The organism is Sphingomonas sp. SORGH_AS_0438, from assembly GCF_031453475.1.
GTDB lineage: Bacteria > Pseudomonadota > Alphaproteobacteria > Sphingomonadales > Sphingomonadaceae > Sphingomonas.
On the sequence record NZ_JAVIZS010000004.1, the window covers coordinates 23,690 to 43,741 of the forward strand.

Consider the following 20,052-nt stretch of genomic DNA (forward strand, 5'->3'; position numbering starts at 1 on the left):
ATCAGAAATATGGAAATGAAGAACGCTGTCTCCGGCTTGTCGGCTCTCGCCAACGCCACCCGCCTGGCGATTTTCCGGTTGCTCATCCAGGCAGGCCGGGAAGGGGTTGCCGCCGGCGAAATTGCCCGCCGGCTCGATGTGCTGCCGAACACGCTGTCGGCGAACCTCACCATCCTGTCGAACGCCGGGCTGATCGAGAACCGGCGCGACGGTCGCTCGGTGATCTACACGGCGCGATACGAACAGATGACCGAGCTATTGGAGTTTCTGATGCAAGACTGCTGCGCGGGAAATCCCGAGGTCTGCGCACCGCTCGCCGCGCTGGCGATGCGGAGCCGCTGCCTGCCAGAGGGCAAGGCATGAGCCATATCACCAACGTTCTGGTGCTGTGCACCGGCAACAGTGCGCGCTCCATTCTGGGCGAGGCGATCGTCAATCGCCTGGGGCAGGGACGCTTTCGTGGATTCTCGGCAGGTTCAGCGCCCAAGGGGCAGGTTCATCCGGGCGCGCTGCGGCTGCTCGCCCGGCACGGCTATCCGACCGATGACCTCCGCTCGAAGAGCTGGGACGAGTTCGCGGACGGCAAAGGGCCTTCGATGGATATCGTCATCACCGTTTGCGACAATGCCGGGGGCGAAGTCTGTCCGGTCTGGACCGGGACGCCGATCAAGGCGCATTGGGGTCTGCCCGACCCGGCGGCGGTGACCGGCGACGATGCGACCGTGGACGCGGCGTTCGAAGCCACGCACGACGCGCTGACCCGCCGCATCGCCAAGCTGGTCGAGCTGCCCATCCACAACCGTGAAGTACCGGCAATGGCCGTGCGTCAGCGCCTCCAGGACATCCACGACCAGATGTCCGAACAAGAAAATGCCGACATGGAGCACCGGGCATGACTGACATCGTCATCTACCACAATCCCGAGTGCGGCACGTCTCGCAACGCCCTCGCCATGATCCGCAACGCCGGCATCGAACCGCATGTCATCGAGTATCTGAAGACGCCGCCTGCACGCGCGCTGCTGGTCGAGTTGATCGATCGCGCCGGCATGACGCCCCGCGACTTGTTACGTGCAAAAGGCACGCCCTATGCCGAGCTGGGCCTGGGCGACGCGTCGCTGTCCGACGACGCACTGGTGGACGCGATGATGGCCCACCCGATCCTCATCAACCGGCCGCTGGTCGTCTCGCCCCTCGGCGTGAAGCTGTGCCGGCCATCCGAAGCCGTGCTTGATCTGCTGCCGACCGGCCAGCTCGGCGCGTTCGCAAAGGAAGACGGCGAGCAAGTGGTGGACGCCTCGGGCCAGCGCGTCGCCTGATGCTTCTCGCCGTCCTGATCTTCGTCGCGACGATCGCGCTCGTCATCTGGCAACCCAAGGGCCTCGGCATCGGATGGAGCGCGATGGGGGGCGCCGTCGTGGCGCTGCTCGCAGGCGTCGTCACCCTGTCCGACGTGCCGGTGGTGTGGGGCATCGTCTGGAACGCGACCGCCGCATTCGTCGCGATCATCGTCATCAGCCTGTTGCTCGATGAAGCCGGGTTCTTCGAATGGGCCGCGCTGCATGTCGCCCGCTGGGGCGGAGGGCATGGTCGCCGGTTGTTCGTTCTGATCGTGCTGCTCGGCGCGGCGGTGTCAGCGCTGTTCGCCAATGATGGCGCGGCGCTGATCCTGACGCCGATCGTCATCGCCATGCTGCGGGCGCTGGGATTCAAGGACAAGGCGACGCTGGCATTCGTCATGGCGGCCGGTTTCATTGCCGACACCGCCAGCCTGCCGCTGGTCGTGTCGAACCTCGTCAACATCGTGTCGGCCGACTTCTTCAGGATCGGGTTCGGCGAATATGCGGCCGTGATGGTGCCGGTCGACCTCGTGTCAATCGCCGCCACGCTGGGGGCGCTGCTGCTGTTCTTCCGGCGCGACATACCGGCAGACTATGACGTGGGGGCGCTTCGCGCGCCGCGCGACGCGATCCGCGATGCCGCGACCTTCCGCGCCGGATGGATCGTCCTTGCCCTGCTGCTCGCCGGGTTTTTCCTACTCGAACCGCTTGGCGTGCCGGTCAGCGCCGTGGCCGCTGCCGGCGCAATCCTGCTGCTGGTGATCGCGGGGCGGGGCCATGTGATCCAGACCGGCAAGGTGCTGCGCGGCGCACCCTGGCAGGTCGTGATCTTCTCGCTCGGTATGTACTTGGTCGTCTATGGCCTGCGAAACGCCGGCCTGACCGATCATCTGGCGGCGCTGCTCGATCGCACCGCACAAGGCGGGGTGTGGGGCGCGGCGCTGGGTACGGGTATCATCGCGGCCGTTTTATCGTCGGTAATGAACAACATGCCGACCGTGCTGGTGGGCGCGCTGTCGATCGACGCGACACACGCCACAGGCGCGATCAAGGACGCGATGATCTATGCCAACGTGATCGGTTGCGACCTCGGCCCCAAGCTGACGCCGATCGGGTCGCTCGCAACGCTGCTGTGGCTCCACGTCCTCGGGCAAAAGGGCGTGCGGATCGGATGGGGCTATTACTTCCGGGTTGGGGTCACGCTCACCGTGCCGGTGCTGCTCGTCACCCTCGCGGCGCTCGCGATCCGGATCGGAATTGCCTGATGCCGCTTCGTGACCTGTCCGATCCCAATACCCTACCGGCGCTCGATCCCGCCTATGCCATCCAGCGGCCAGCGCTGGGGCTCGGCCCGCTCGATCCCGCGCCGCGCATCCTCCTGCTCTACGGTTCGCTGCGCGAGCGATCCTATTCGCGCCTGTGCATCGAGGAGGCGGCGCGCCTGCTCCGCTTCTTCGGCTGCGAGACGCGCATCTTCGACCCGTCCACTCTGCCGCTGCCCGACCGGCACGCCGGCGACGACCATCCGGCCGTTCATGAGCTGCGCGAGCTGTCGATGTGGTCGGAAGGTCAGGTGTGGTGCAGTCCTGAGCGACATGGCCAGATCACCGGCATCATGAAGTTGCAGATCGACCATTTGCCGCTGTCGATGGGCGGGATGCGTCCGACGCAGGGGCGCACGCTCGCGGTCATGCAGGTGTCGGCCGGATCGCAGTCGTTCAATAGCGTCAATACGCTGCGCGTGCTGGGCCGCTGGATGCGAATGGTGACGATCCCGAACCAGTCAAGCGTCGCCAAGGCGTTCAACGAGTTCGATGATGCCGGACGCATGAAGCCGTCCAGCTATTACGACCGGATTGTGGACGTGATGGAGGAGCTGGTGCGTTTCACGGTGCTTCTGCGCCCGCACACAGCCCAACTCGTAGATCGCTATTCGGAGCGCAAGGAAGCCGGGGTGCCGATCGACACCGCTAAGGACCTCTCCAGCATCGCGACAGCGCCGCAATCCTGACGGGCTCGTCAGGTGGTGTGTACGTGCGGCCTTAGACCCGCGCTCCGCTAGCCAAATCAGGCGGCCTCGTGATCGCTTCCATAACCCGGCAGTCAGCAATCCTGCCGCCGTCACAATCCCGTGTCGCATCAGCTAAGGCGTCCCTCAGCGCCGTTAGGCGGGCAATGCGGTCTTCCACGCTCGCAAGGTGCCGGCGAGCGAGCGAGCCTGCTTCCTTACAATCCTGATCGGGGTTGGCCGACAAGGCGATCAGGGATCGAATCTCGTCAGTCGAGAACCCCAGATCACGGGCATGCCGGATAAAGGCGAGCTGGCGAACCTCCGCATCACCGTAGGTACGGCGCCCACCTGCCGTGCGCGCAGCCTCCGGCATCAGGCCGATGTCTTCATAGAAGCGGATCGTGTTGACCTTGGTCCCGGTCCTTTTCGCTATGTCGCCAATCATCAACACCTTGCGATCCTCGCGATTTTCCGGTTGCTTCTACAGTGACTGTAGATCGTAACGGAGCGGGATGAGCGCAAGCGAATCCTCTACGTGCGGCTGCACGGGCGATACGAAACGTGCGGAGCGCGACCCAGCCTATCGTCGTGCCCTATGGATCGTCGTACTTCTTAACCTCGGCTTCGGGCTGATAGAAATCGTCGGTGGGTTCATCGCCGACAGCCAGGCGCTCAAAGCTGATGCGCTCGACTTCGTCGGCGACGGCACGATCTCATTGTTCGGCCTCATCGCGCTGAGCTGGACGGCGGCAGCTCGCTCAAGGGTTGCTCTCTCCCAAGGCTTGTTCCTCGGAACATTGGGCCTAGGTGTCATCGGCTTTGCCATCTGGCGCGCGATGAACGCCGTGGCACCCGACGCCGATCTGATGGGCGGCATCGGGATCGTCGCCCTTATCATCAACGTCAGTGCGGCGCTCGTCCTGTCGCGGTTTCGCGAAGGCGATGCCAATGTACGGGCCATCTGGCTGTTCAGCCGAAACGATGCTGTCGCCAATATCGCCGTCGTCATTGCCGCCGGCCTGGTGGCGTGGACCGGAAAGGCATGGCCCGACCTCGCGGTCGCCGGCGTCATCGCGATCCTGTTCCTGCACTCCGCTTGGGAGATTGCCCGAGGTGCGTTGGCAGAAATGGGTGGCCGCTCATGAAGGCCGAAAGCAACGCTGGCCGGGTAGCGTCTGATGATCGCGGGTTACGCCATTCTCGTGGAATGATAAGGAGCAAGCTCATGCGCAAGCTGCTGCCCTTTCTCGCCTGTCTGATGCTGGTCCTGACCGGCTGGGCGGGCATGGCGCAGGCTACGGAAAGCGTCGGGTGCATCGAGACCTCTCAGGTCAATACAATCATGCACATGGCTGGTGACTGCGACGAGGTGCCGGCGGATGCGGACAAGGGCTATCCTCATCATCACACCGTCTGTCACGGCCACCATGTCGCCGCGCCGGCTGAGCATAGTGTCGACGTCGCCCTGATCGACAATTGGGCCGAATTTGCGAGCCACAAGGCTCCGCTCTGGCTTGCTCATCAAAACGATCCGGCGCTTCGACCACCACAGGCCTGACGACGCACCGGGCGCCTTCCGGCGCCTGAGACTGGTTCGTCAGGAGCATCTACAATGAAGCGCATGATAGCGGCCGTGCTGGTCGCGACAGCCTGTGCGTCGAGCAACTCGGCACAGGCACAGGACACGGAGGCGTCGGCACCGCCGCTGACCCTTGATGAAGCACTTACCGCGGCCGGCGCGGTATCGCCGGCGGTCGAGGTTTCCCGATCGGGCATTCAGGCGGCACAAGCGCAACGCTCGATCGCCGGATTGCGGCCTAATCCGTCGCTCGACGCGATGAGCGAGAACGTCGCTGGCACCGGTATCTATAGGGGACTGCGCTCGGCTGAAACGACGGTCGGCGTGTCCCTGCCGCTCGAACTCGGCGGCAAGCGGTCGGCGCGCGTAGCAGTCGCCAATGCGCAACTCGACCGCGCTTCGCTTGAAGCGGCGATCGTACAGGCCGATCTCCGGTTACGGGTCACGCAGGCCTATAACGATGCCGCGGCGTCGCAACGCAGGGTAGTCACCGCCCGCGAACAGGTCGGGATCGCAAACGAGGTACTGCGTGCAGCGCGGGTCCGCGTTGCAGCCGGTCGCGCCTCACCGCTCGAAGAGCAACGCGCCGACGTCGCCCGGCTGAATGCGGAAGGGGCTGCGGAGCGCGCGGAGCGATCTGCCCAAGTGGCGCTCGGTAATCTTGCCCGACTGATCGGGCGCGGCGCCAGTTCGCTGGATACAGCCTGGTTCGCCCGGATCGAAGGCGCAGGACCACGGTTGCCGGTGCGCAGTGAAGGCACGCTGACGGCCGCAGCGGTGCAGGCCGATCTCACCACGGCGACGGCGCAGGTCCGCCTTGCCCGAAGCCAGAGGGTTCCCGACGTGACGATCAGCGCATCCGCACGCAGGCTTGCGATGACCAATGATACTGCTGCCGTGGTTGGCCTATCCGTGCCGCTGCCCCTCTTCAACAACGGCCGCGCGGTTGTCGATCTGGCGTCTGCCCAACGCACCCAGGCGGACGCGCAGCGCCGCCTCGCGCTCCTCGATGCGGAACAGGCCATCGCATCGGCACAGGGCGATGTCGCCAATGCGGCGACGACCGCCCGTAACGCGACCGGCCCGACTCTTGCCGCGGCGCAGGAAGCCGCCCGGATCGCCCGGATCGGCTACCGTGAGGGCAAGTTCGGACAGTTGGATCTCCTGGAGGCTGAGCGCACGCTCGCTGACACCCGTGCGGCCGCGATCGACGCGCTGGCCGCCTATCATGACGCACAGGCCCGGCTGGAACGGCTCGCCGCCCCGGCGCCTGTCGATGCGAAGGATGCACGATGAAAACCAATCATGCGCGGACCCTGCTGTCCGCCTTGCTTCCGCTGGCGCTCGTTGCGTGCGGCGGGGCCGAGAAGAAGACCGACGACATGGCCGGGATGGAGGGCATGGAAAAGGGTGAGGGGGCCGAGAAGAAGGCGGATAAGGATGCGGTGACGCTCACGGCGCGGCAGATCGCCGACGCCGGCATTGAAGTCGCCCGCCCGACGGTGGGCGGGGTCGCCGGCGCGATCGAGTTGCCCGCGCTCGTCCAGGGCGATCCCCAAGGCGTCCAGGTCGTCTCCGCGACCATCGGCGGTCGCTTGGTCGCGCTCACGCGCAACCTCGGCCAGCCTGTTCGGCAGGGTGACCCGCTGGCGGTGATCGAGAGCCGCGAGGCCGCTTCGCTGAAGGCGGAAGTCGAGGCCGCTCGCGCCCGCGCCGCATTGGCGCAGTCGAACCTACGGCGCGAGCAACGGCTATTTGCCGAGCGCGTTTCGCCCGAACAGGACCTGGTGGCGGCGCGGACCGCGGCGACGGAGGCGGGGATCGCGCTGCGACTCGCGCAGCAACAGCTCGGTGCCACGGGGGGCGGTGGTGGTGCCCTCAACCGCATCGCCATGCGCTCGCCGATCTCAGGGCAGGTAATCGCCCGTCCGGCTGTCCTCGGCCAGACCGTCGATGCGAACGCCGAACTCTACCGGGTCGCGAACCTCTCGCGGGTGACGATCACCGCCTCGGTCTCGCCCGCGGATGCAGGCCGTATCCGGCCGGGTACGCGGGTTGAGGTAACCGCAGCCGGTCGTAGACAGGAAGGACGGGTGTCGTTCGTGTCCCCGGCGCTCGATGACAGCACGCGCCTCGTGCCTGTCATCGCCACGCTCGACAATGCGGGGAATACCTGGCGGGTGGGCGAGCCGGTGACGGCGAGCTTCATGCTGCCCGGGAGCGGCGATCGTAGCGTCTCGGTCCCCTCCACGGCAGTGCAAAGCATCGAGAACCGCACCGTCGTCTTCGTCCGCACCCCGACTGGCTTCCACGCGACCCCGGTCACGGCCGGTCGCCGCAACGGCGATCAGGTAATCATCAGCTCCGGCCTCAATGGCCAGGAGCGGATCGCCACCACGAACTCGTTCACCCTGAAAGCCGAACTCGGCAAGGGTGGCGGGATGGACATGGACTGAGCCCATGATCTCCCGCCTTGTCACCTTCTCGGTCGAGCGGCGCTGGCTAGTCCTGCTGCTGACCCTTGTCGCCGCGCTCGCGGGCATCTTCGCCCTCCAGCGCCTCCCCATCGATGCCGTCCCGGACATCACCAACAACCAGGTGCAGGTGAACGTCCTTGCACCCTCGCTGTCGCCCGACCAGATCGAGCGGCAGGTCTCGTTCACGATCGAAACCTCGCTCAAGGGCATCCCCGGGCTCGCCTATACCCGGTCGCTTAACCGCAACGGCTTTGCCCAGATCACGGCCGTCTTCACCGACGCGACCGACATCTACTTCGCCCGCCAACAGGTAGCCGAGCGGATGCGGATGGCCGAGGAACGGCTGCCGCAGGGCGTCATGCCCGAGATGGGACCGATCGCGACCGGTCTCGGCGACATCTTCATGTGGACCGTAGAGTTTCAGGAACTCAACCGCGTGAAGCATCGGGATGGCGAACCCGGTCTCCAGCGCGACGGCAGCTACATCACCCCCGAAGGCGAACACCTCGTCAGCGAACGCGATAAGGCGACCTACCTCCACACCGTCCAGGAGTGGATCGTGTCGCCGCAGCTCCGCGGGACCGAAGGTGTCGCCGGCGTGGACTCGCTGGGTGGGTTCGACCGCGAATATCTGGTCATTCCCGACCTCCAGCGCCTGGCATCGATGCGGCTGACGGTCCAGGACCTCGCTACCGCGCTCGAGCGCAGTAACACCAGCATTGGTGCAGGCACGGTCGATCGGAACGGCGAAGGGTTGTTCGTCCGCTCGGACGCGCGGGTTCGCACCGCTGATGAGCTGTCACGCACCGTGGTGGCAAGTCGCGACGGTGTGCCGATCGTGCTCAATCAGGTGGCGACCGTGGAGGCCGGGCAGGGTATCCGCACCGGCTCGGCCTCCGAGAACGGTCACGAGGTCGTCGTCGGCACAGCCGTGATGCGCATCGGTGAGAACAGCCGCACCGTCGCGACCGACGTCGGTGAACGGCTTAAGGCCATTGGCCGATCGCTGCCTACCGATGTCGTGGTCAAGCCGGTCCTCGATCGTACCAAGCTCGTGAACTCCACGATCGCGACGGTTGCCCGCAACCTCGCCGAAGGCGCGGTGCTGGTCATCGTGGTGCTATTCGTGCTGCTCGGCAATTTCCGGGCGGCGCTGATCGCCGCGATGGTGATCCCGATCACGATGCTGCTCACCGCCACAGGGATGCTGCGTGCCGGTGTCTCGGCCAATCTGATGAGCCTCGGCGCGCTCGATTTCGGTCTGATCGTCGATGGTGCGGTCATCATCGTCGAGAACGCGCTGCGCCACCTCGGCACGCGCCAGCACGAAACTGGAGGTGTCCTCCCGCTCAAGGAACGCCTCGCGATCGTGGCGGCGTCCGCCCGCGAGATGATCCGGCCATCGGTCTATGGGCAGGCGATCATCATCCTCGTCTATGCGCCGCTGCTCACCTTCAGCGGCGTGGAGGGCAAGATGTTCGAGCCGATGGCGCTGACCGTCATCATCGCGCTCGTCTTCGCTTTCGTGCTGTCCCTGACCTTCGTACCGGCGGCTATTGCCGCCTTCTTGGCCGGCAAGGTCGAGGAGAAGGAAAGCCGGATCGTCGTCTGGCTCAAGCGTCGCTACGAACCCGGCCTCGACGCCGCCATGCGGCGTCCGAGCGTCACCATCGGCGGGGCGCTTGCCGGCGTCTTGGTGGCGGCACTCGCTTTCACGACGCTGGGTCAGGAGTTCCTGCCGCAACTCGATGAGGGCGACATCCTCGTCCAGGCCTGGCGTCCGCCCGGCACGTCGGTCGAGCAAAGCCAGCGTATGCAGTTCGCGGTCGAGAAGACGATCAGTCGTGAGCCCGAAGTGCAATACGCCTTCTCGCGGACGGGCACCTCGGAAATCGCCAGCGATCCGATGCCGCCCAACGCGACCGACACGTTCGTGATGCTGAAACCTCGCGAAGAATGGCCCGATCCGAGCCTCCCCAAGGAGGAGCTGGTCGAGCGTATCGAGAAGAAGGTCTCGACCATCCCGGGGAACGGCTACGAGATTACGCAGCCGATCCAGATGCGCTTCAACGAGCTCGTCGCCGGCGTGCGCGGCGACATTGCGGTCAAGGTGTTCGGCGACAACTTTGCCAGCATGAATGCGACCGCGATCCAGATCGCGGACGTGATGCGCAAGGTGCCTGGTGCAGCGGATGTCCGGGTAGAGCAGACCGAAGGACTGCCGCTTCTCGACATTCGTCCCAATAGGGACGCGATGGCGCGGGTCGGTGTTTCTGCTGGCGACGTTCAGGACGTTGTTGCGGCAACCGTAGGTGGCAAACAGGCTGGCGTGATCTTCGAAGGCGACGCCCGCTTCCCGGTCGTGATCCGTCTCAGCGAGACGGCACGCGCCGATTTGCAGACCCTTGGGCAGATTCCGGTGCCAACGGCGAGCGGATCGTTCGTCCCGCTCGCGAGCGTAGCGGAGATTGGGCTTGGCGACGGGCCGAACCAGATCAGCCGCGAGAACGGCAAGCGCCGTGTCGTCGTTCAGGCCAACGTGCGCGGGCGAGACGTGGCCGGCGTCGTCGAGGAGGCGCAGGCCAGGATAGCGCAAAAGGTCGCGTTGCCGGCCGGCACCTATCTGACTTGGGGCGGCCAGTTCGAGAATCTGGCAAGCGCCCGGGCACGCCTGACGATCGTGGTGCCGATATGCTTCGCCGTCATCATGCTGCTGCTTTACGGTGCGCTCGGATCGGTGCGCGACGCAGCCTTGGTCTTCACCGGCGTGCCGCTGGCGTTGGTCGGCGGTATTCTCGCGCTCGTGCTCCGCGGTCTGCCCTTCTCTATCTCGGCCGCGGTCGGGTTCATCGCCTTGTCCGGCGTAGCGGTGCTCAACGGGTTGGTGATGGTATCCTCCATCCACGACCTGATGCGCGCAGGGATGGACCGGACGCGCGCGGCTCGCGAGGGGGCGCTGCTCCGGCTTCGTCCCGTTGCGATGACGGCACTTGTCGCCAGTCTGGGCTTCGTGCCGATGGCGCTGGGCCACGGCGCAGGGGCCGAGGTTCAAAAGCCGCTCGCCACGGTAGTGATCGGGGGACTGATCTCGGCGACGCTGCTGACCCTGTTCGTACTGCCCACGCTCTATACGCGGTTCGGATCGATGGTCACGCCGTCACGAGAACCTGACGAGACACCCGACCTACAAAAGGCGCTTTATGGCGCATGACCACGGCGCAGCCGCCCATTCCTACGATCATACAGCCGGGGCTAATGGGAAGATGCTGGGGTGGGCGCTTGCGCTCACCTCGGTCTACCTAGTCGCGGAGATGATCGATCGCACGGAAGGCCGCCCCTTGATGCCGAAGGCAACAGCGGGGACGGCCATGTTGAGCACATCTTAGTGCATATTTATGGCTTTCAAAGGAAGAGCGTGCTCGTGGAAAACCGAGGACCGCCTCACAGGCGGTCCCGGTGCTAGTTCCCTGATCGGGAAACGGACAGTCCATAAGATGCCGCTTGTCCCGACCTGATAAAGGCCGCTCCGGCTTCGAACAAGGCGCTGCTTAACGAGGCAGTGTGCCACGTGGCACACCAATGGTCGCCGAAAGCACGAAGATTGGGGATTTTTGGGCTGAGGCGCCGGTTACCAACGGCGCCGAGCTACCGAATCTTCGTGCTTTCGACGACCGTTTGCTGATCCGGCTTCGGTTTTCAAAAGCGCGAACGCATCGCCAAATGGTCACAGGCGATAGGGTGCCATCTGTAAATCGGCCGATGCAATTCGTGCTTTCGACAACCGATCGGAGGCGCTGCCCTCGGCGTGCATCCTTGCGCCACAGCATGGCCCTGGTATCGCTAAGGCGTGCGCAACGCCCGCGCACGACCAGAGCCCACCAAGCTGCTACCTTGGTGGGCTCAACCGTCGATCATGAAGGCTCATGCCTCGATGAAGTTGCCAACGACATGGGGTCAGCGTCTGAAATCCTTCAACAGGGCGGCTCGTCATCGTCCGCGGCGCTGGGGCACTACGCGACCGACTAACTCTTAAGGAAGGATTGGATCTTGCTCGGCCTATTGCCGCGCAAGTTCGTCACCCGGATTGATGACCGTGGGAAAAGCTCACGTGGGGCTAACCGATGTTGGATTTACCGCCCGCGGCCACGATCGTCCCTACTACGATCTTGGTCACGCTGCCTGCTCCGCTCGCGTTCCTGCTCCTGCTGCCGCACACGCTCGACGCGGCGTTCGCGCATGACCGCCTCGTAAAGCTTATTGAGGGAAGGATGCGCACGCTCGACCCTGGCACGGGCTAACTCATCGCCGCGATGACGCCGCTGTCCAGTAACGGGGCCAAGATACTCCTTGATCTGACCCAGCCGCTTCCCGAGTTGCATGGACCGCCGCTGCAAACCGCGTGCGGTCTTCTCCCAATTAGCCTTCGCTGCCTCGTAGGACGAGCGCCGTAACGCCGCCAGCAGCCCGGTAGGTGGCAACGGCTGGGTGCGGGCATGGTCACCTCTCACTGCCTCATGGCGCTTGTACATGCCATTCGCCCGCACCTGCGCTCGCTGTGCGCGTGCCTGCACACCCGCCAACTCACGCCCGTGTTCCGCTATCCAGGTTTTCTCAACTTCCTCACGCGTCGGACGCCGTTGCCCTTCGGGCTGCATCTCACGCGAGGACAAGGCGGCGGTGTTAATCGCACCCCTTTCGGGGTTCCGATTGCCCAGAGCCGATCTGTCACCGGTGTTAATCGCCCCCCTTTCACGGTTTCGGTCACCAAAGGGGGACATGGCACCGGTGTTAATCGGCCCCCCTTGCTCCTTGCCGGGCTTCGGCCTGAATCCGGCGAACATCCCGCGCGCCTTGTCGCGAACCTTCTCGACCATCTGGCGCGCGAGTTCCGGGAACCGGATCTCGCGCCGGTCGGCAAAGGCGCGGACATAGTCCTGCTCGCTCCGCTCCGGCGCATAGTCGCCGGCCATGTCCTTCGACCGGTCGCGCGACAGCATGCGCGCGAGCTTACCCTGGTCGGCGAAGTCGTCGCGGCCATAGTGGAGCTGCACGTTATCGCGATGCCGCGTCATCCCGACATAGCTGCTGTGCCGGTCCATGCCCGGCGTCGCCAGCACGTGCCCGCGATCGACGGACACGCCCTGCGACTTGCCGAACGTGGCCGCATAGCCGTGATCGACCGAAGCATAATCCTTGAGGTCGAAGGCAACGCTGCGCCCATCGTCCAACTGGACGCCCATGCGCCCGTCCTTGATCCGCTCCAGTGTGCCCAACGTGCCGTTCTTCACGCCCAATGACCGCTCGTTGCGCAGGAACATGATCCGGTCCCCGGCCGCAAAGTCGCGTTCACCCCGATCGGCCGCGACGGTCCGGTCCTCGCCCAGCTCGCCGCTGGCTCGCACCCGCTCGCGCGCCTCTCGGTTGAGTTCGCGCACCTCGGCGTTGGTGTGGGTGAACATGATGCGGGTCTTGTCCGGCTCGGCCTGACGATCCCGATCCCAGCGATCGACCAGCCCGGCCCGTGCCGCCTCGCGCGTGTCGGCCACATGGACCATGCCGTGTGCGGCATAGGCGTCCAGCGCCTCGGCCGTCCGGCCGGTGGCGAAGGCCCGTGTTGCCTCCTTCTGCCAGTCCTCGCGCTGCCGGCGTATCTCGGTAATCTCGGCTGCACCGTGCCGCTCGGTGATCGACCGGAACGCCGCGCCCGCCTCGATGGCCTGCAACTGCTCGGGATCGCCCACCAGCACCACCTTGGCCCCGGCGTCACGGGCATGGGACAGCACCCGCTCCATCTGGCGGGTGCCGATCATCCCGGCCTCGTCCACCACCAGCACGTCCTTCGGCCCGAGTTGGTCACGACCCTGTGCCCAGCCATGCTCAAGGCTGGCGATCGTGCGCGACGCGATCCCCGACCCGCCCTCAAGGTTTTCGGCCGCGATCCCGGACAGCGCCGCCCCGCGCACCTGGTAGCCCTCGCGCTCCCAAGCCTCTCGCGCGACGCCTAGCATCGCCGACTTGCCGGTGCCGGCATAGCCGACGACCGATGCCAGCCTGTCGCGTCCGGTGATGTGGTCGAAGGCGTCGCACTGCTCGCCCGACAGTACCAGGCCCCGCCCCTCGGCCGCCTCCAGCGCACCGGTCCGCTGCCGGTCAGACACGCCATGATCGCCGCGCCGGGCCAGCTCGTCGCCGGCCTTCTCCAGCCGCGCCTCGGTCACGATCATGTCGCGGGAGGTGAACCGTTCCTGGTCACGCCCGTCCTTGCCCAGCGCCACCAGCTCGGGGCTTGCGCGCACCGCCGCCATCACCTGGTCGAACTGATCCTTGCCGTCCGAATGCCGGAACGCGAACGCGGCGAGGTCGCGGGTGGTGAAGGTGGATTGCTGCCGGGTGATGCCGTCCAGCGCGATGCGCGGATCGGCCGCTATCTTCTCGCCGTTTTCGCGCGCAATCCGCCGGTGGTCGTCAGCACGCTCGGCATCCTCTCCGCGCTCCAGCCGGCGCATCCCCGCCGGGCCGATCTTGTGCTGGGGCTCCAGCTCGATGCCCCGATCGGCATGGCTGCGATGGTCGATCCGGCCCTCCAGCCCCAGCTCGGCCATGCGCTCGTTGACGTGGGCGGCCCATGCCTCGCGCCAGCCCTGCAACAGCTCGCCGCTGTTCCAGTCGCGGTTCTTCTGACCGAACCCCTCCGGCCCCACGTCGCGCATCGACAGCATGACGTGCGCGTGCGGCTTGGGGCTGCCGTCCTTCGCCTTGTCCCAATGCACGTTTAGGTCGGCGACCATGCCGCGCTTCACGAACTGCCCGGCAACGAAATCGCGGGCGAGCGCGACGCCCTGCTTCTCGTTCATCTCGCGCGGGATCGAGAACTCGACCTCGCGGGCGAGCTGCGCGTCCTTGCGCTTCTCGCCGGCCTCAACCTCGTTCCAGAGCACGGTGCGGTCTTTTAAATGTTCCGGCGCGCCTTTCGGCAACATCACCTCGGAGTGGATGACGCCGGCCTTGTTCGAGAAGTCGTGGTCACGTCCCAGCCGCTCGTCATACAGCTCGGATGCGGAGCGATACGCAGCGGACGCGACGGCGCTGGAGCCGTTTGCGCGGCTGATGACCTTGGCGCTGAAATGGTAGATCGCCATCGCGAGCGGCACCATGCACTTCTGAGCGCACGTCAGCAACGACGTATAAGCGCGCACTCATCCTCCGCTTCGCTCCTTCTGATTGACTTGCCCCGCTTTAGGCTTGCGCTCCCCGTCTGCTCTGTCAAACTGGCTGAACGAGGAGAGCATGATGAGCCGTGCTTACGAGGAAGCGATGGAGCGACGCCGCGATGCGTATGTCGCTCAAGCGCTCGGGATCAGCGTCGAGACGCTTGATGATTACCCCTTTGATCTGGACGAGAATGCCAGCGACGACGGCGTGGTCTACGGTTGGCGCGTTCTGTGGAACGAAGAAGCTCCGTCCGGTGTCGATGCAAACGGAACATCGGGGCTGCTGTGGACGGATATTCCTGCCGCGCCGGATGAACCCGACGAGGATGATCGCGATGCGTAAGGTGCGCGATTACGATGCGGAGCTGAAGGCGCTCGGCGACAAGGCCAAGGCGCTCAAGGCGAAGCGGGTGGAACAGCTCGGGGCGCTGGTCACCGCAACTGGTGCCGACGCACTCGATGCTGAAACACTCGCAGGCGTGCTGCTCGACGCGATCGGATCGAAGGATGCGAGCGCGAAGGAGGCATGGCGCGCGAAGGGCGCGGCGTTCTTTCAACGGCGCGGGCGCAAGGGTGGCGGCGCTGCTGCAATCGACGGATCGGGCGCTGCAACTGAACCGCGCGGCGACGCTGCGGACGGAAGCGGGGCAACGGCGAACGGATAGCAGGGGCTGGGTCGTGCAACGCCGCGAACGCACCCGCCACCTGATCGAACTGGGCGGCCTCGTCCAGAAGGCCGGGCTGGTCGATCTCGCCGACGACGATCGCGCGACCATCTACGGTGCGCTGCTGGAGTTGGTCGGCAAGGCAAGGAGCGAGGCTGGCGACGACACGCTGGCATTGTGGAAGCGCCGCGGCCGGCGGGCGTTCGACGCGGAAGAAGCGGAACGGGAGACGGGCGAATGACGACGATCGACCTCGACACGCTGCGGAGCGAAGTTCGTGCGCTGGACTATGTGCGGGGCAGCCCAACCGAGGACACGATGTGGCGCGAGGACGACGAGGACGCTCGCGCCAATCTCGCGATCGAAGGCATGGCGCTGACGCCCGAGGATGATGCCCTGTTCGATATGATGCGCGACGAACGGGTGCCCCCTGCCCTAGCCACGCAAATCCTTCTCAGGCTGCTCGGCCATCCCGATGCCGATTCCGCGCTGGCGATCACTCCGGCCGGCGCGAGCTGCTGATGCCGGTGCGGATCGGGCCGCTCTGGGCGCTGCTGATCGGCTTCGTCGTCCTGATGGCGAGCAATAGCTGGCTCAAGGGCATCTTCGGCGTCGGCGAGATCGCGACTGACGTGCCGTTCCTGCTCACCGGCCTGGTCCTTTTCGCGATCTGGAAGTTTAACCGACGCGGGCAGGGTCGTAACACGCTGATGGGATCGGCTCGCTTCGGCGATCGCCGAGACCTGGCGAAGCTGGAAGGCTCGGGCGATCTCGTCATTGGACGATCGGGCCGGAACAACAAGCTGCTGCGCTATGACGGCCCGGCCCATCTGCTGACGATGGCACCCACCCGCTCGGGCAAGGGTGTCGGCACGATCATCCCCAACCTGCTGCTGCTCGACCGCTCGGTGATCTGCATCGACCCCAAGGGCGAGAATGCCCGCGTCACGGCCCGTACGCGCGCAAGGAAGGGCGACGTGTGGTGTCTAGACCCCTTCGGCGTCTCCGGGCGTCCTGCGGCCCGCTACAATCCCCTGGCGTGGCTCGATGCCGCCAGCCCGGACCTCGCGGAAGACGCACAGACGGTCGCGGACGCGCTGGTCCACGACGCACCGGGACAATCGGGCGAGGCGCATTGGAACGAGGAAGCCAAGGCGCTCATCGCCGGCATCATCCTACACACCGTCATCCATGAGCCCCCTGCCCTCGCCACGCTGGCAACAGTGCGCGACAAGCTCACCCGCGATCCCGCCGGCTTCGCCGCGCTGCTTGCCGACATGCAGGCCAGCACCGGCGCGCACGGCCTGATCGCGCGCGCCGCCAACCGCCACCTCGGCAAGTCCGATCGCGAAGCGGCCGGCGTGCTGTCGTCCGCCCAGCGCCACACCCACTTTCTCGACAGTCCCCGCATCGTGGACAGCACGTCGGCATCCGACTTCCGGTTCGCGGACCTGAAGGAGCGGCCGAGCACCGTGTTCTTGTGCCTGCCGCCCGATCGGCTCGATACCTATGCGCGCTGGCTGCGGCTGCTGGTGAGCCAAGCCGTTACCGACATGGCGCGCTCCCCTGCCCGGCCGGACAAGCCGGTGCTGTTCCTGCTCGACGAGTTCGCGGCGCTCGGCCGCCTCGACCCGGTGGAACGCGCGATGGGGCTGATGGCGGGTTACGGAATGCAGCTCTGGCCGATCCTCCAGGACATGCACCTGCTCAAGGCCACCTATGGCGAGCGCGCCGGCACCTTCATGTCCAACGCCGGTGTGATCCAGACGTTCGGGGTCAACGATCTTGCCACCGCCGACATGCTGTCGCGCACGATCGGCGACACCACCATCGAATATGAGACGTTCGGCACATCCGGCCCGGCGAGCATCTTCAGCGACGGCACCCGATCGGAAAGCTCCAGCGGCCACGTCGCCGCGCGCCGGTTGGCGACGCCCGACGAAATCATGCGGATGAACCCCGACGATCTCCTCCTGCTGCGGCAGGGCCAGCACCCGCTCGTCGTTGGTAAGATCCGCTACTATGCCGAACGCGAGTTCGCCGGCCTCTACGATCCGGCGTGATCGTACACGCCTACACGCCGGCGAAACCGACGATAGGCTTCGGGACACCTCCCCACCCTGCCTTTTCAACGAGCGTGACGCCGACAGGCACACACCGCCGGATCGGCTTGGCTTCTTTCGGAAGCCTGCGGCTGTTAGGCCGCTCCTGTGACGGCGATAGCCGGCACGAAACGAAGGCGCATTGCCTCAAAGAGGCAATTCCGCATTCCCTTTCCGTTCCTTGAATACGTCCGTGTCGGTTAAGTGATTCTGTTAAATAGGAATCGTTAAGAAGGTTAAGGGGTCCAAAAAGCGGAATCTTTGGCCTGTTTTCAGTAGCCTACGAGAATGCCCGGTGGGTGAAACCCCGTGATTCGGTGGGTGAAACCCCGATAGTGCGGTGGGTGAAACCCCGAAGCAATGGTGGGTGAAACCCCGAGTCAGACGTACCCGAAAACCGCGTGCCCGGATCGATTATCCACAGACTGAGAGGCTGTACGCCATCCGGAGCGGTACGCCGGCGACCGCTGGAAGACTATGCCGGGTGGGTGAAACCCCGATAGTTAGGCCAGCGGTGGGTGAAACCCCGATAGTCAGCGTCGGCCCGCGAGCTTGTCCATCCGGGCATCCACCTCCTCAGTGCGCCGGCGATCAGCGTCGAAGCGCGCGCGCCGCTCCTCCTCCGCCCGCATCTTCTCCGCCAGCGCCAGCGTCTCAGCCTCGCCGCGGCGTCTGAACTGGACGGCCGGACTCCTGTCGGTCGTCTCCGCCAGCTCCATCGCATAGTCGGGGAGCTGATCGGCCTCGATCACGCGCCGGAGCATCCGGTTGAATTCCTTGGGCTGGGCGTCGCTGCCGGTCTTGTCGCGCAACACCTCGACCCGGCACAACCACCCACCCTGTTGCGAGCCGACATGCTTGCGCGCGATCCGATACAGCGCCCGCTCCAGCCCCCCGGACAGGAGGAAATAGTCGGGGTGCATGGTCAGCAGCGACTTCTCGTTGACGATGCCCTCGTAAACCCAGTCGGAGAGGGTCAGCGTCATCCCGCGCGGCTGTTCGGTGTCAGCGTCGGTATCGAACGTCCAACTATCCAGCCAGTTGAAGCCCGCCTTCTGCCTGCGCTTCGTCGCCCGAATCGAGGTCGTGATGGATGTGGTCTGAAGCCGGAGCAGCGCGGCTTGCAGCTCCTGATAGTCCCTGCCCCCGGTGCTGCGCTTGATCGCCCGCAACAGGTCGTAGGGCGTCGTCGTCAGCGTGCGCGGCAGGTCGTTCAATCCCTGCTGCTTCATGCGGTTGAGCGTAGACGCCGCCCAGATCAGGATATCGGCGTCCCAAATCGTCGCCATGCCGTAGTCGGGAATCGCCTGGACGCGCACCCACGCCTCGCCATCCGGACTTTTGTATTCGATCGGCTTCAACCGTTTGCGCTTCTGGAGCGAGAAGAACGGCCGCTCCATGACCTCGCGCTGGTCGCGGAGCGGCAGGTCGCCCAGCGCCGGGATGAACAGGTCGAACTCGGGGTTGGGATCACGCCGCTTGCTCATGGCGCGAACCTGGTGTGCCCCCGCTTGACCAGATACTGGCGGAGCAGGCGTTCGGTGATAACGGTAAGCGGTTCCCCGCCCTCCTCGACGCTGAGCTGACGCAACGCGCGGTGCATGTCCTCGGGGATATGGATCAACACCGGCTTCTTGCCGGGATGACTGCTGCGCTTGGCTGGCGCTGCCGAGGCGCCGGCGTCGCGGCGTGATCGACGCGCGGGTGCAGACTGCTGAGGCATGGGGGCAGGCTCGACGGCGGGTGCCGGCGCCTGTTCTTCGGGCTGGTCATCGAAGATGCCGGCCAGCGCGGAAGGCTTCCTTGCCATCATGCAAACTCGCTTACTTGCTTAGTCGTATAACCGCTTAGTCGCTTAGCCTCTTTATAGGCGCTTCGTAACTCGGCCGCCGCCTTGCTGTCCGGCTCCGTCTCGGCCGCTGTCCGTCCGAGCGGCGTCGCCTTGTAATAGTCCTTGCGGAAATGGAGGCGGCTGTCGAACAGCGTCACTCCCTTCGCCGCGAAACCGGCGTGAGCTTCCTGCCCCTCCCCGCCCTGGTGTGGCACTTGGGTTAGGATGACCGCGAACGGCGTGCCCGCCTGCTGGACCTGCTTTACGGTCTGCAAGACCGAATGCACGTCGAGCCCGCGCGGCGCGACGGGGATGATGACGAAATCCGCCTGCTCGGCCGCAAGCATGGCGATGTCCTTCGAGTTCGCCGGCGTATCGATGATGATGAGGTCGATCTTGCCGCTGCTCCGTCCGCGCGAGACGTGGAGCGGCAGGCCGGCGACGCTGCTGTCCTTGACCATCACATCGTCCATGTCGCGTCGTTCCGACCAGTAAAGCGCCGAACCTTGCCGATCGTCAGCATCAAGGATCACGACAGACGCCCCCTCGCGCGCCGCCTCGACGGCGAAGCCGGTAGAGAGGGTCGTCTTCGATTGACCGCCCTTCTGCGCAATCACGGCCCATACCTGCATAACTGCTACTCCCACTAAGCGGCTAAGCGACTTATACCGCTTAGCCGCTTAGTCGTAAAGGTGATTAGTCGCTTAGCCACTGTCCTCGGAACGTTGAGATGACCTCGATCGTCGACTCTACTTTATGGCGAACGACGGCGGAGGGGGGCGAGACACAGCCCGGCTGATTGCCGTTGCGAAGAGAAAAGGCGGTTCCGTACAGGAC

At 65.4% G+C, this 20,052-nt stretch carries 20 protein-coding genes; 15 read left to right on the top strand and 5 right to left on the bottom strand.

The features are described from left to right. Positions 1-15: 15 nt before the first annotated feature. From QE452_RS18890 to arsH, 5 genes are read left to right on the top strand one after another with little or no spacing between them, the layout of a single operon-like run. Positions 16-363, top strand: a complete 348-nt coding sequence (locus tag QE452_RS18890; protein ID WP_405052843.1) for an ArsR/SmtB family transcription factor — start codon at positions 16-18, stop codon at positions 361-363. Further along, positions 360-896, top strand: coding sequence for an arsenate reductase ArsC (locus QE452_RS18895; protein WP_309730788.1), 537 nt, complete (start codon positions 360-362; stop codon positions 894-896). The genes QE452_RS18890 and QE452_RS18895 overlap by 4 nt, the downstream gene beginning before the upstream one ends. Beyond that, entirely contained in the window at positions 893-1,318 is a 426-nt protein-coding gene (arsC, locus tag QE452_RS18900; RefSeq protein WP_309730793.1) for an arsenate reductase (glutaredoxin), read from the top strand. The genes QE452_RS18895 and arsC overlap by 4 nt, the downstream gene beginning before the upstream one ends. Further along, the gene (locus QE452_RS18905; RefSeq protein ID WP_309730796.1) at positions 1,318-2,604 is read left to right on the top strand and encodes an arsenic transporter; all 1,287 of its coding nucleotides are present in this window, start codon (positions 1,318-1,320) and stop codon (positions 2,602-2,604) included. The genes arsC and QE452_RS18905 overlap by 1 nt, the downstream gene beginning before the upstream one ends. Continuing rightward, a complete protein-coding gene (arsH, locus tag QE452_RS18910) occupies positions 2,604-3,350 on the top strand; it encodes an arsenical resistance protein ArsH (protein ID WP_309730799.1) in 747 nt (248 codons plus the stop codon). Before QE452_RS18905 ends, arsH begins: the two co-directional genes overlap by 1 nt. Positions 3,351-3,381: 31 nt before the next feature. On the opposite strand, the gene QE452_RS18915 is transcribed toward arsH, so the two are convergent. Beyond that, positions 3,382-3,801 carry a helix-turn-helix domain-containing protein gene (locus tag QE452_RS18915; RefSeq protein WP_405052844.1) on the bottom strand — a complete coding sequence of 140 codons (420 nt, stop codon included), beginning with the start codon at positions 3,799-3,801 and terminating at the stop codon, positions 3,382-3,384. Positions 3,802-3,862: 61 nt separating this feature from the next. Between QE452_RS18915 and QE452_RS18920 the strand changes: the two genes are divergently transcribed. The 5 genes from QE452_RS18920 to QE452_RS18940 all read left to right on the top strand — a co-directional run bounded on the left by QE452_RS18920 (position 3,863) and on the right by QE452_RS18940 (position 10,617). Then, entirely contained in the window at positions 3,863-4,495 is a 633-nt protein-coding gene (locus QE452_RS18920; protein ID WP_309730802.1) for a cation transporter, read from the top strand. Positions 4,496-4,575: 80 nt separating this feature from the next. Continuing rightward, positions 4,576-4,908, top strand: a complete 333-nt coding sequence (locus tag QE452_RS18925) for a hypothetical protein (protein ID WP_309730803.1) — start codon at positions 4,576-4,578, stop codon at positions 4,906-4,908. A gap of 54 nt (positions 4,909-4,962) precedes the next feature. Then, complete coding sequence (locus tag QE452_RS18930; protein ID WP_309730806.1) at positions 4,963-6,225, top strand: TolC family protein; 1,263 nt, start codon at positions 4,963-4,965, stop codon at positions 6,223-6,225. Further along, on the top strand, positions 6,222-7,385 hold the full coding sequence (locus QE452_RS18935; protein WP_309730809.1) for an efflux RND transporter periplasmic adaptor subunit: 1,164 nt from the start codon (positions 6,222-6,224) through the stop codon (positions 7,383-7,385). The genes QE452_RS18930 and QE452_RS18935 overlap by 4 nt, the downstream gene beginning before the upstream one ends. Before the next feature lie 4 nt (positions 7,386-7,389). Next, positions 7,390-10,617 carry a CusA/CzcA family heavy metal efflux RND transporter gene (locus QE452_RS18940; RefSeq protein ID WP_309730812.1) on the top strand — a complete coding sequence of 1,076 codons (3,228 nt, stop codon included), beginning with the start codon at positions 7,390-7,392 and terminating at the stop codon, positions 10,615-10,617. Between the two features lie 919 nt (positions 10,618-11,536). On the opposite strand, the gene traA is transcribed toward QE452_RS18940, so the two are convergent. Next, positions 11,537-14,545, bottom strand: coding sequence for a Ti-type conjugative transfer relaxase TraA (traA, locus tag QE452_RS18945; protein ID WP_309730841.1), 3,009 nt, complete (start codon positions 14,543-14,545; stop codon positions 11,537-11,539). Positions 14,546-14,696: 151 nt separating this feature from the next. Between traA and QE452_RS18950 the strand changes: the two genes are divergently transcribed. From QE452_RS18950 to QE452_RS18970, 5 genes are read left to right on the top strand one after another with little or no spacing between them, the layout of a single operon-like run. Next, positions 14,697-14,960, top strand: a complete 264-nt coding sequence (locus QE452_RS18950; RefSeq protein ID WP_309730815.1) for a hypothetical protein — start codon at positions 14,697-14,699, stop codon at positions 14,958-14,960. Beyond that, positions 14,953-15,282: a conjugal transfer protein TraD gene (locus QE452_RS18955; RefSeq protein ID WP_309730818.1), complete on the top strand. Its 330-nt coding sequence runs from the start codon at positions 14,953-14,955 to the stop codon at positions 15,280-15,282. Before QE452_RS18950 ends, QE452_RS18955 begins: the two co-directional genes overlap by 8 nt. 13 nt (positions 15,283-15,295) lie before the next feature. Further along, a complete protein-coding gene (locus QE452_RS18960) occupies positions 15,296-15,523 on the top strand; it encodes a conjugal transfer protein TraD (protein ID WP_198355687.1) in 228 nt (75 codons plus the stop codon). Further along, entirely contained in the window at positions 15,520-15,804 is a 285-nt protein-coding gene (locus QE452_RS18965; RefSeq protein WP_309730824.1) for a hypothetical protein, read from the top strand. The genes QE452_RS18960 and QE452_RS18965 overlap by 4 nt, the downstream gene beginning before the upstream one ends. Beyond that, on the top strand, positions 15,804-17,345 hold the full coding sequence (locus QE452_RS18970) for a type IV secretory system conjugative DNA transfer family protein (RefSeq protein ID WP_309730827.1): 1,542 nt from the start codon (positions 15,804-15,806) through the stop codon (positions 17,343-17,345). The genes QE452_RS18965 and QE452_RS18970 overlap by 1 nt, the downstream gene beginning before the upstream one ends. 572 nt (positions 17,346-17,917) lie before the next feature. Here the strand turns inward: QE452_RS18970 and QE452_RS18975 are convergent. Genes QE452_RS18975 through QE452_RS18985 form a run of 3 tightly spaced genes read right to left on the bottom strand, consistent with a single transcriptional unit; the run spans position 17,918 to position 19,847 of the window. Next, on the bottom strand, positions 17,918-18,871 hold the full coding sequence (locus QE452_RS18975) for a replication initiator protein A (protein WP_309730830.1): 954 nt from the start codon (positions 18,869-18,871) through the stop codon (positions 17,918-17,920). Continuing rightward, the gene (locus QE452_RS18980) at positions 18,868-19,197 is read right to left on the bottom strand and encodes a hypothetical protein (RefSeq protein ID WP_309730833.1); all 330 of its coding nucleotides are present in this window, start codon (positions 19,195-19,197) and stop codon (positions 18,868-18,870) included. Before QE452_RS18980 ends, QE452_RS18975 begins: the two co-directional genes overlap by 4 nt. Continuing rightward, positions 19,194-19,847 carry a ParA family protein gene (locus tag QE452_RS18985; protein ID WP_309730835.1) on the bottom strand — a complete coding sequence of 218 codons (654 nt, stop codon included), beginning with the start codon at positions 19,845-19,847 and terminating at the stop codon, positions 19,194-19,196. Before QE452_RS18985 ends, QE452_RS18980 begins: the two co-directional genes overlap by 4 nt. Between the last annotated feature and the right edge of the window lie 205 nt (positions 19,848-20,052).

Excerpts from the sequence above, each read along its gene's own strand:
- QE452_RS18890 (WP_405052843.1), top strand. The coding sequence starts at position 16 with ATGAAGAACGCTGTCTCCGGCTTGTCGGCTCTCGCCAACGCCACCCGC.
- QE452_RS18895 (WP_309730788.1), top strand. The coding sequence starts at position 360 with ATGAGCCATATCACCAACGTTCTGGTGCTGTGCACCGGCAACAGTGCG.
- arsC (WP_309730793.1), top strand. The coding sequence starts at position 893 with ATGACTGACATCGTCATCTACCACAATCCCGAGTGCGGCACGTCTCGC.
- QE452_RS18905 (WP_309730796.1), top strand. The coding sequence starts at position 1,318 with ATGCTTCTCGCCGTCCTGATCTTCGTCGCGACGATCGCGCTCGTCATC.
- arsH (WP_309730799.1), top strand. The coding sequence starts at position 2,604 with ATGCCGCTTCGTGACCTGTCCGATCCCAATACCCTACCGGCGCTCGAT.
- QE452_RS18920 (WP_309730802.1), top strand. The coding sequence starts at position 3,863 with ATGAGCGCAAGCGAATCCTCTACGTGCGGCTGCACGGGCGATACGAAA.
- QE452_RS18925 (WP_309730803.1), top strand. The coding sequence starts at position 4,576 with ATGCGCAAGCTGCTGCCCTTTCTCGCCTGTCTGATGCTGGTCCTGACC.
- QE452_RS18930 (WP_309730806.1), top strand. The coding sequence starts at position 4,963 with ATGAAGCGCATGATAGCGGCCGTGCTGGTCGCGACAGCCTGTGCGTCG.
- QE452_RS18935 (WP_309730809.1), top strand. The coding sequence starts at position 6,222 with ATGAAAACCAATCATGCGCGGACCCTGCTGTCCGCCTTGCTTCCGCTG.
- QE452_RS18940 (WP_309730812.1), top strand. The coding sequence starts at position 7,390 with ATGATCTCCCGCCTTGTCACCTTCTCGGTCGAGCGGCGCTGGCTAGTC.
- traA (WP_309730841.1), bottom strand. The coding sequence starts at position 14,545 with ATGGCGATCTACCATTTCAGCGCCAAGGTCATCAGCCGCGCAAACGGC.
- QE452_RS18950 (WP_309730815.1), top strand. The coding sequence starts at position 14,697 with ATGAGCCGTGCTTACGAGGAAGCGATGGAGCGACGCCGCGATGCGTAT.
- QE452_RS18955 (WP_309730818.1), top strand. The coding sequence starts at position 14,953 with ATGCGTAAGGTGCGCGATTACGATGCGGAGCTGAAGGCGCTCGGCGAC.
- QE452_RS18965 (WP_309730824.1), top strand. The coding sequence starts at position 15,520 with ATGACGACGATCGACCTCGACACGCTGCGGAGCGAAGTTCGTGCGCTG.
- QE452_RS18970 (WP_309730827.1), top strand. The coding sequence starts at position 15,804 with ATGCCGGTGCGGATCGGGCCGCTCTGGGCGCTGCTGATCGGCTTCGTC.
- QE452_RS18975 (WP_309730830.1), bottom strand. The coding sequence starts at position 18,871 with ATGAGCAAGCGGCGTGATCCCAACCCCGAGTTCGACCTGTTCATCCCG.
- QE452_RS18980 (WP_309730833.1), bottom strand. The coding sequence starts at position 19,197 with ATGATGGCAAGGAAGCCTTCCGCGCTGGCCGGCATCTTCGATGACCAG.
- QE452_RS18985 (WP_309730835.1), bottom strand. The coding sequence starts at position 19,847 with ATGCAGGTATGGGCCGTGATTGCGCAGAAGGGCGGTCAATCGAAGACG.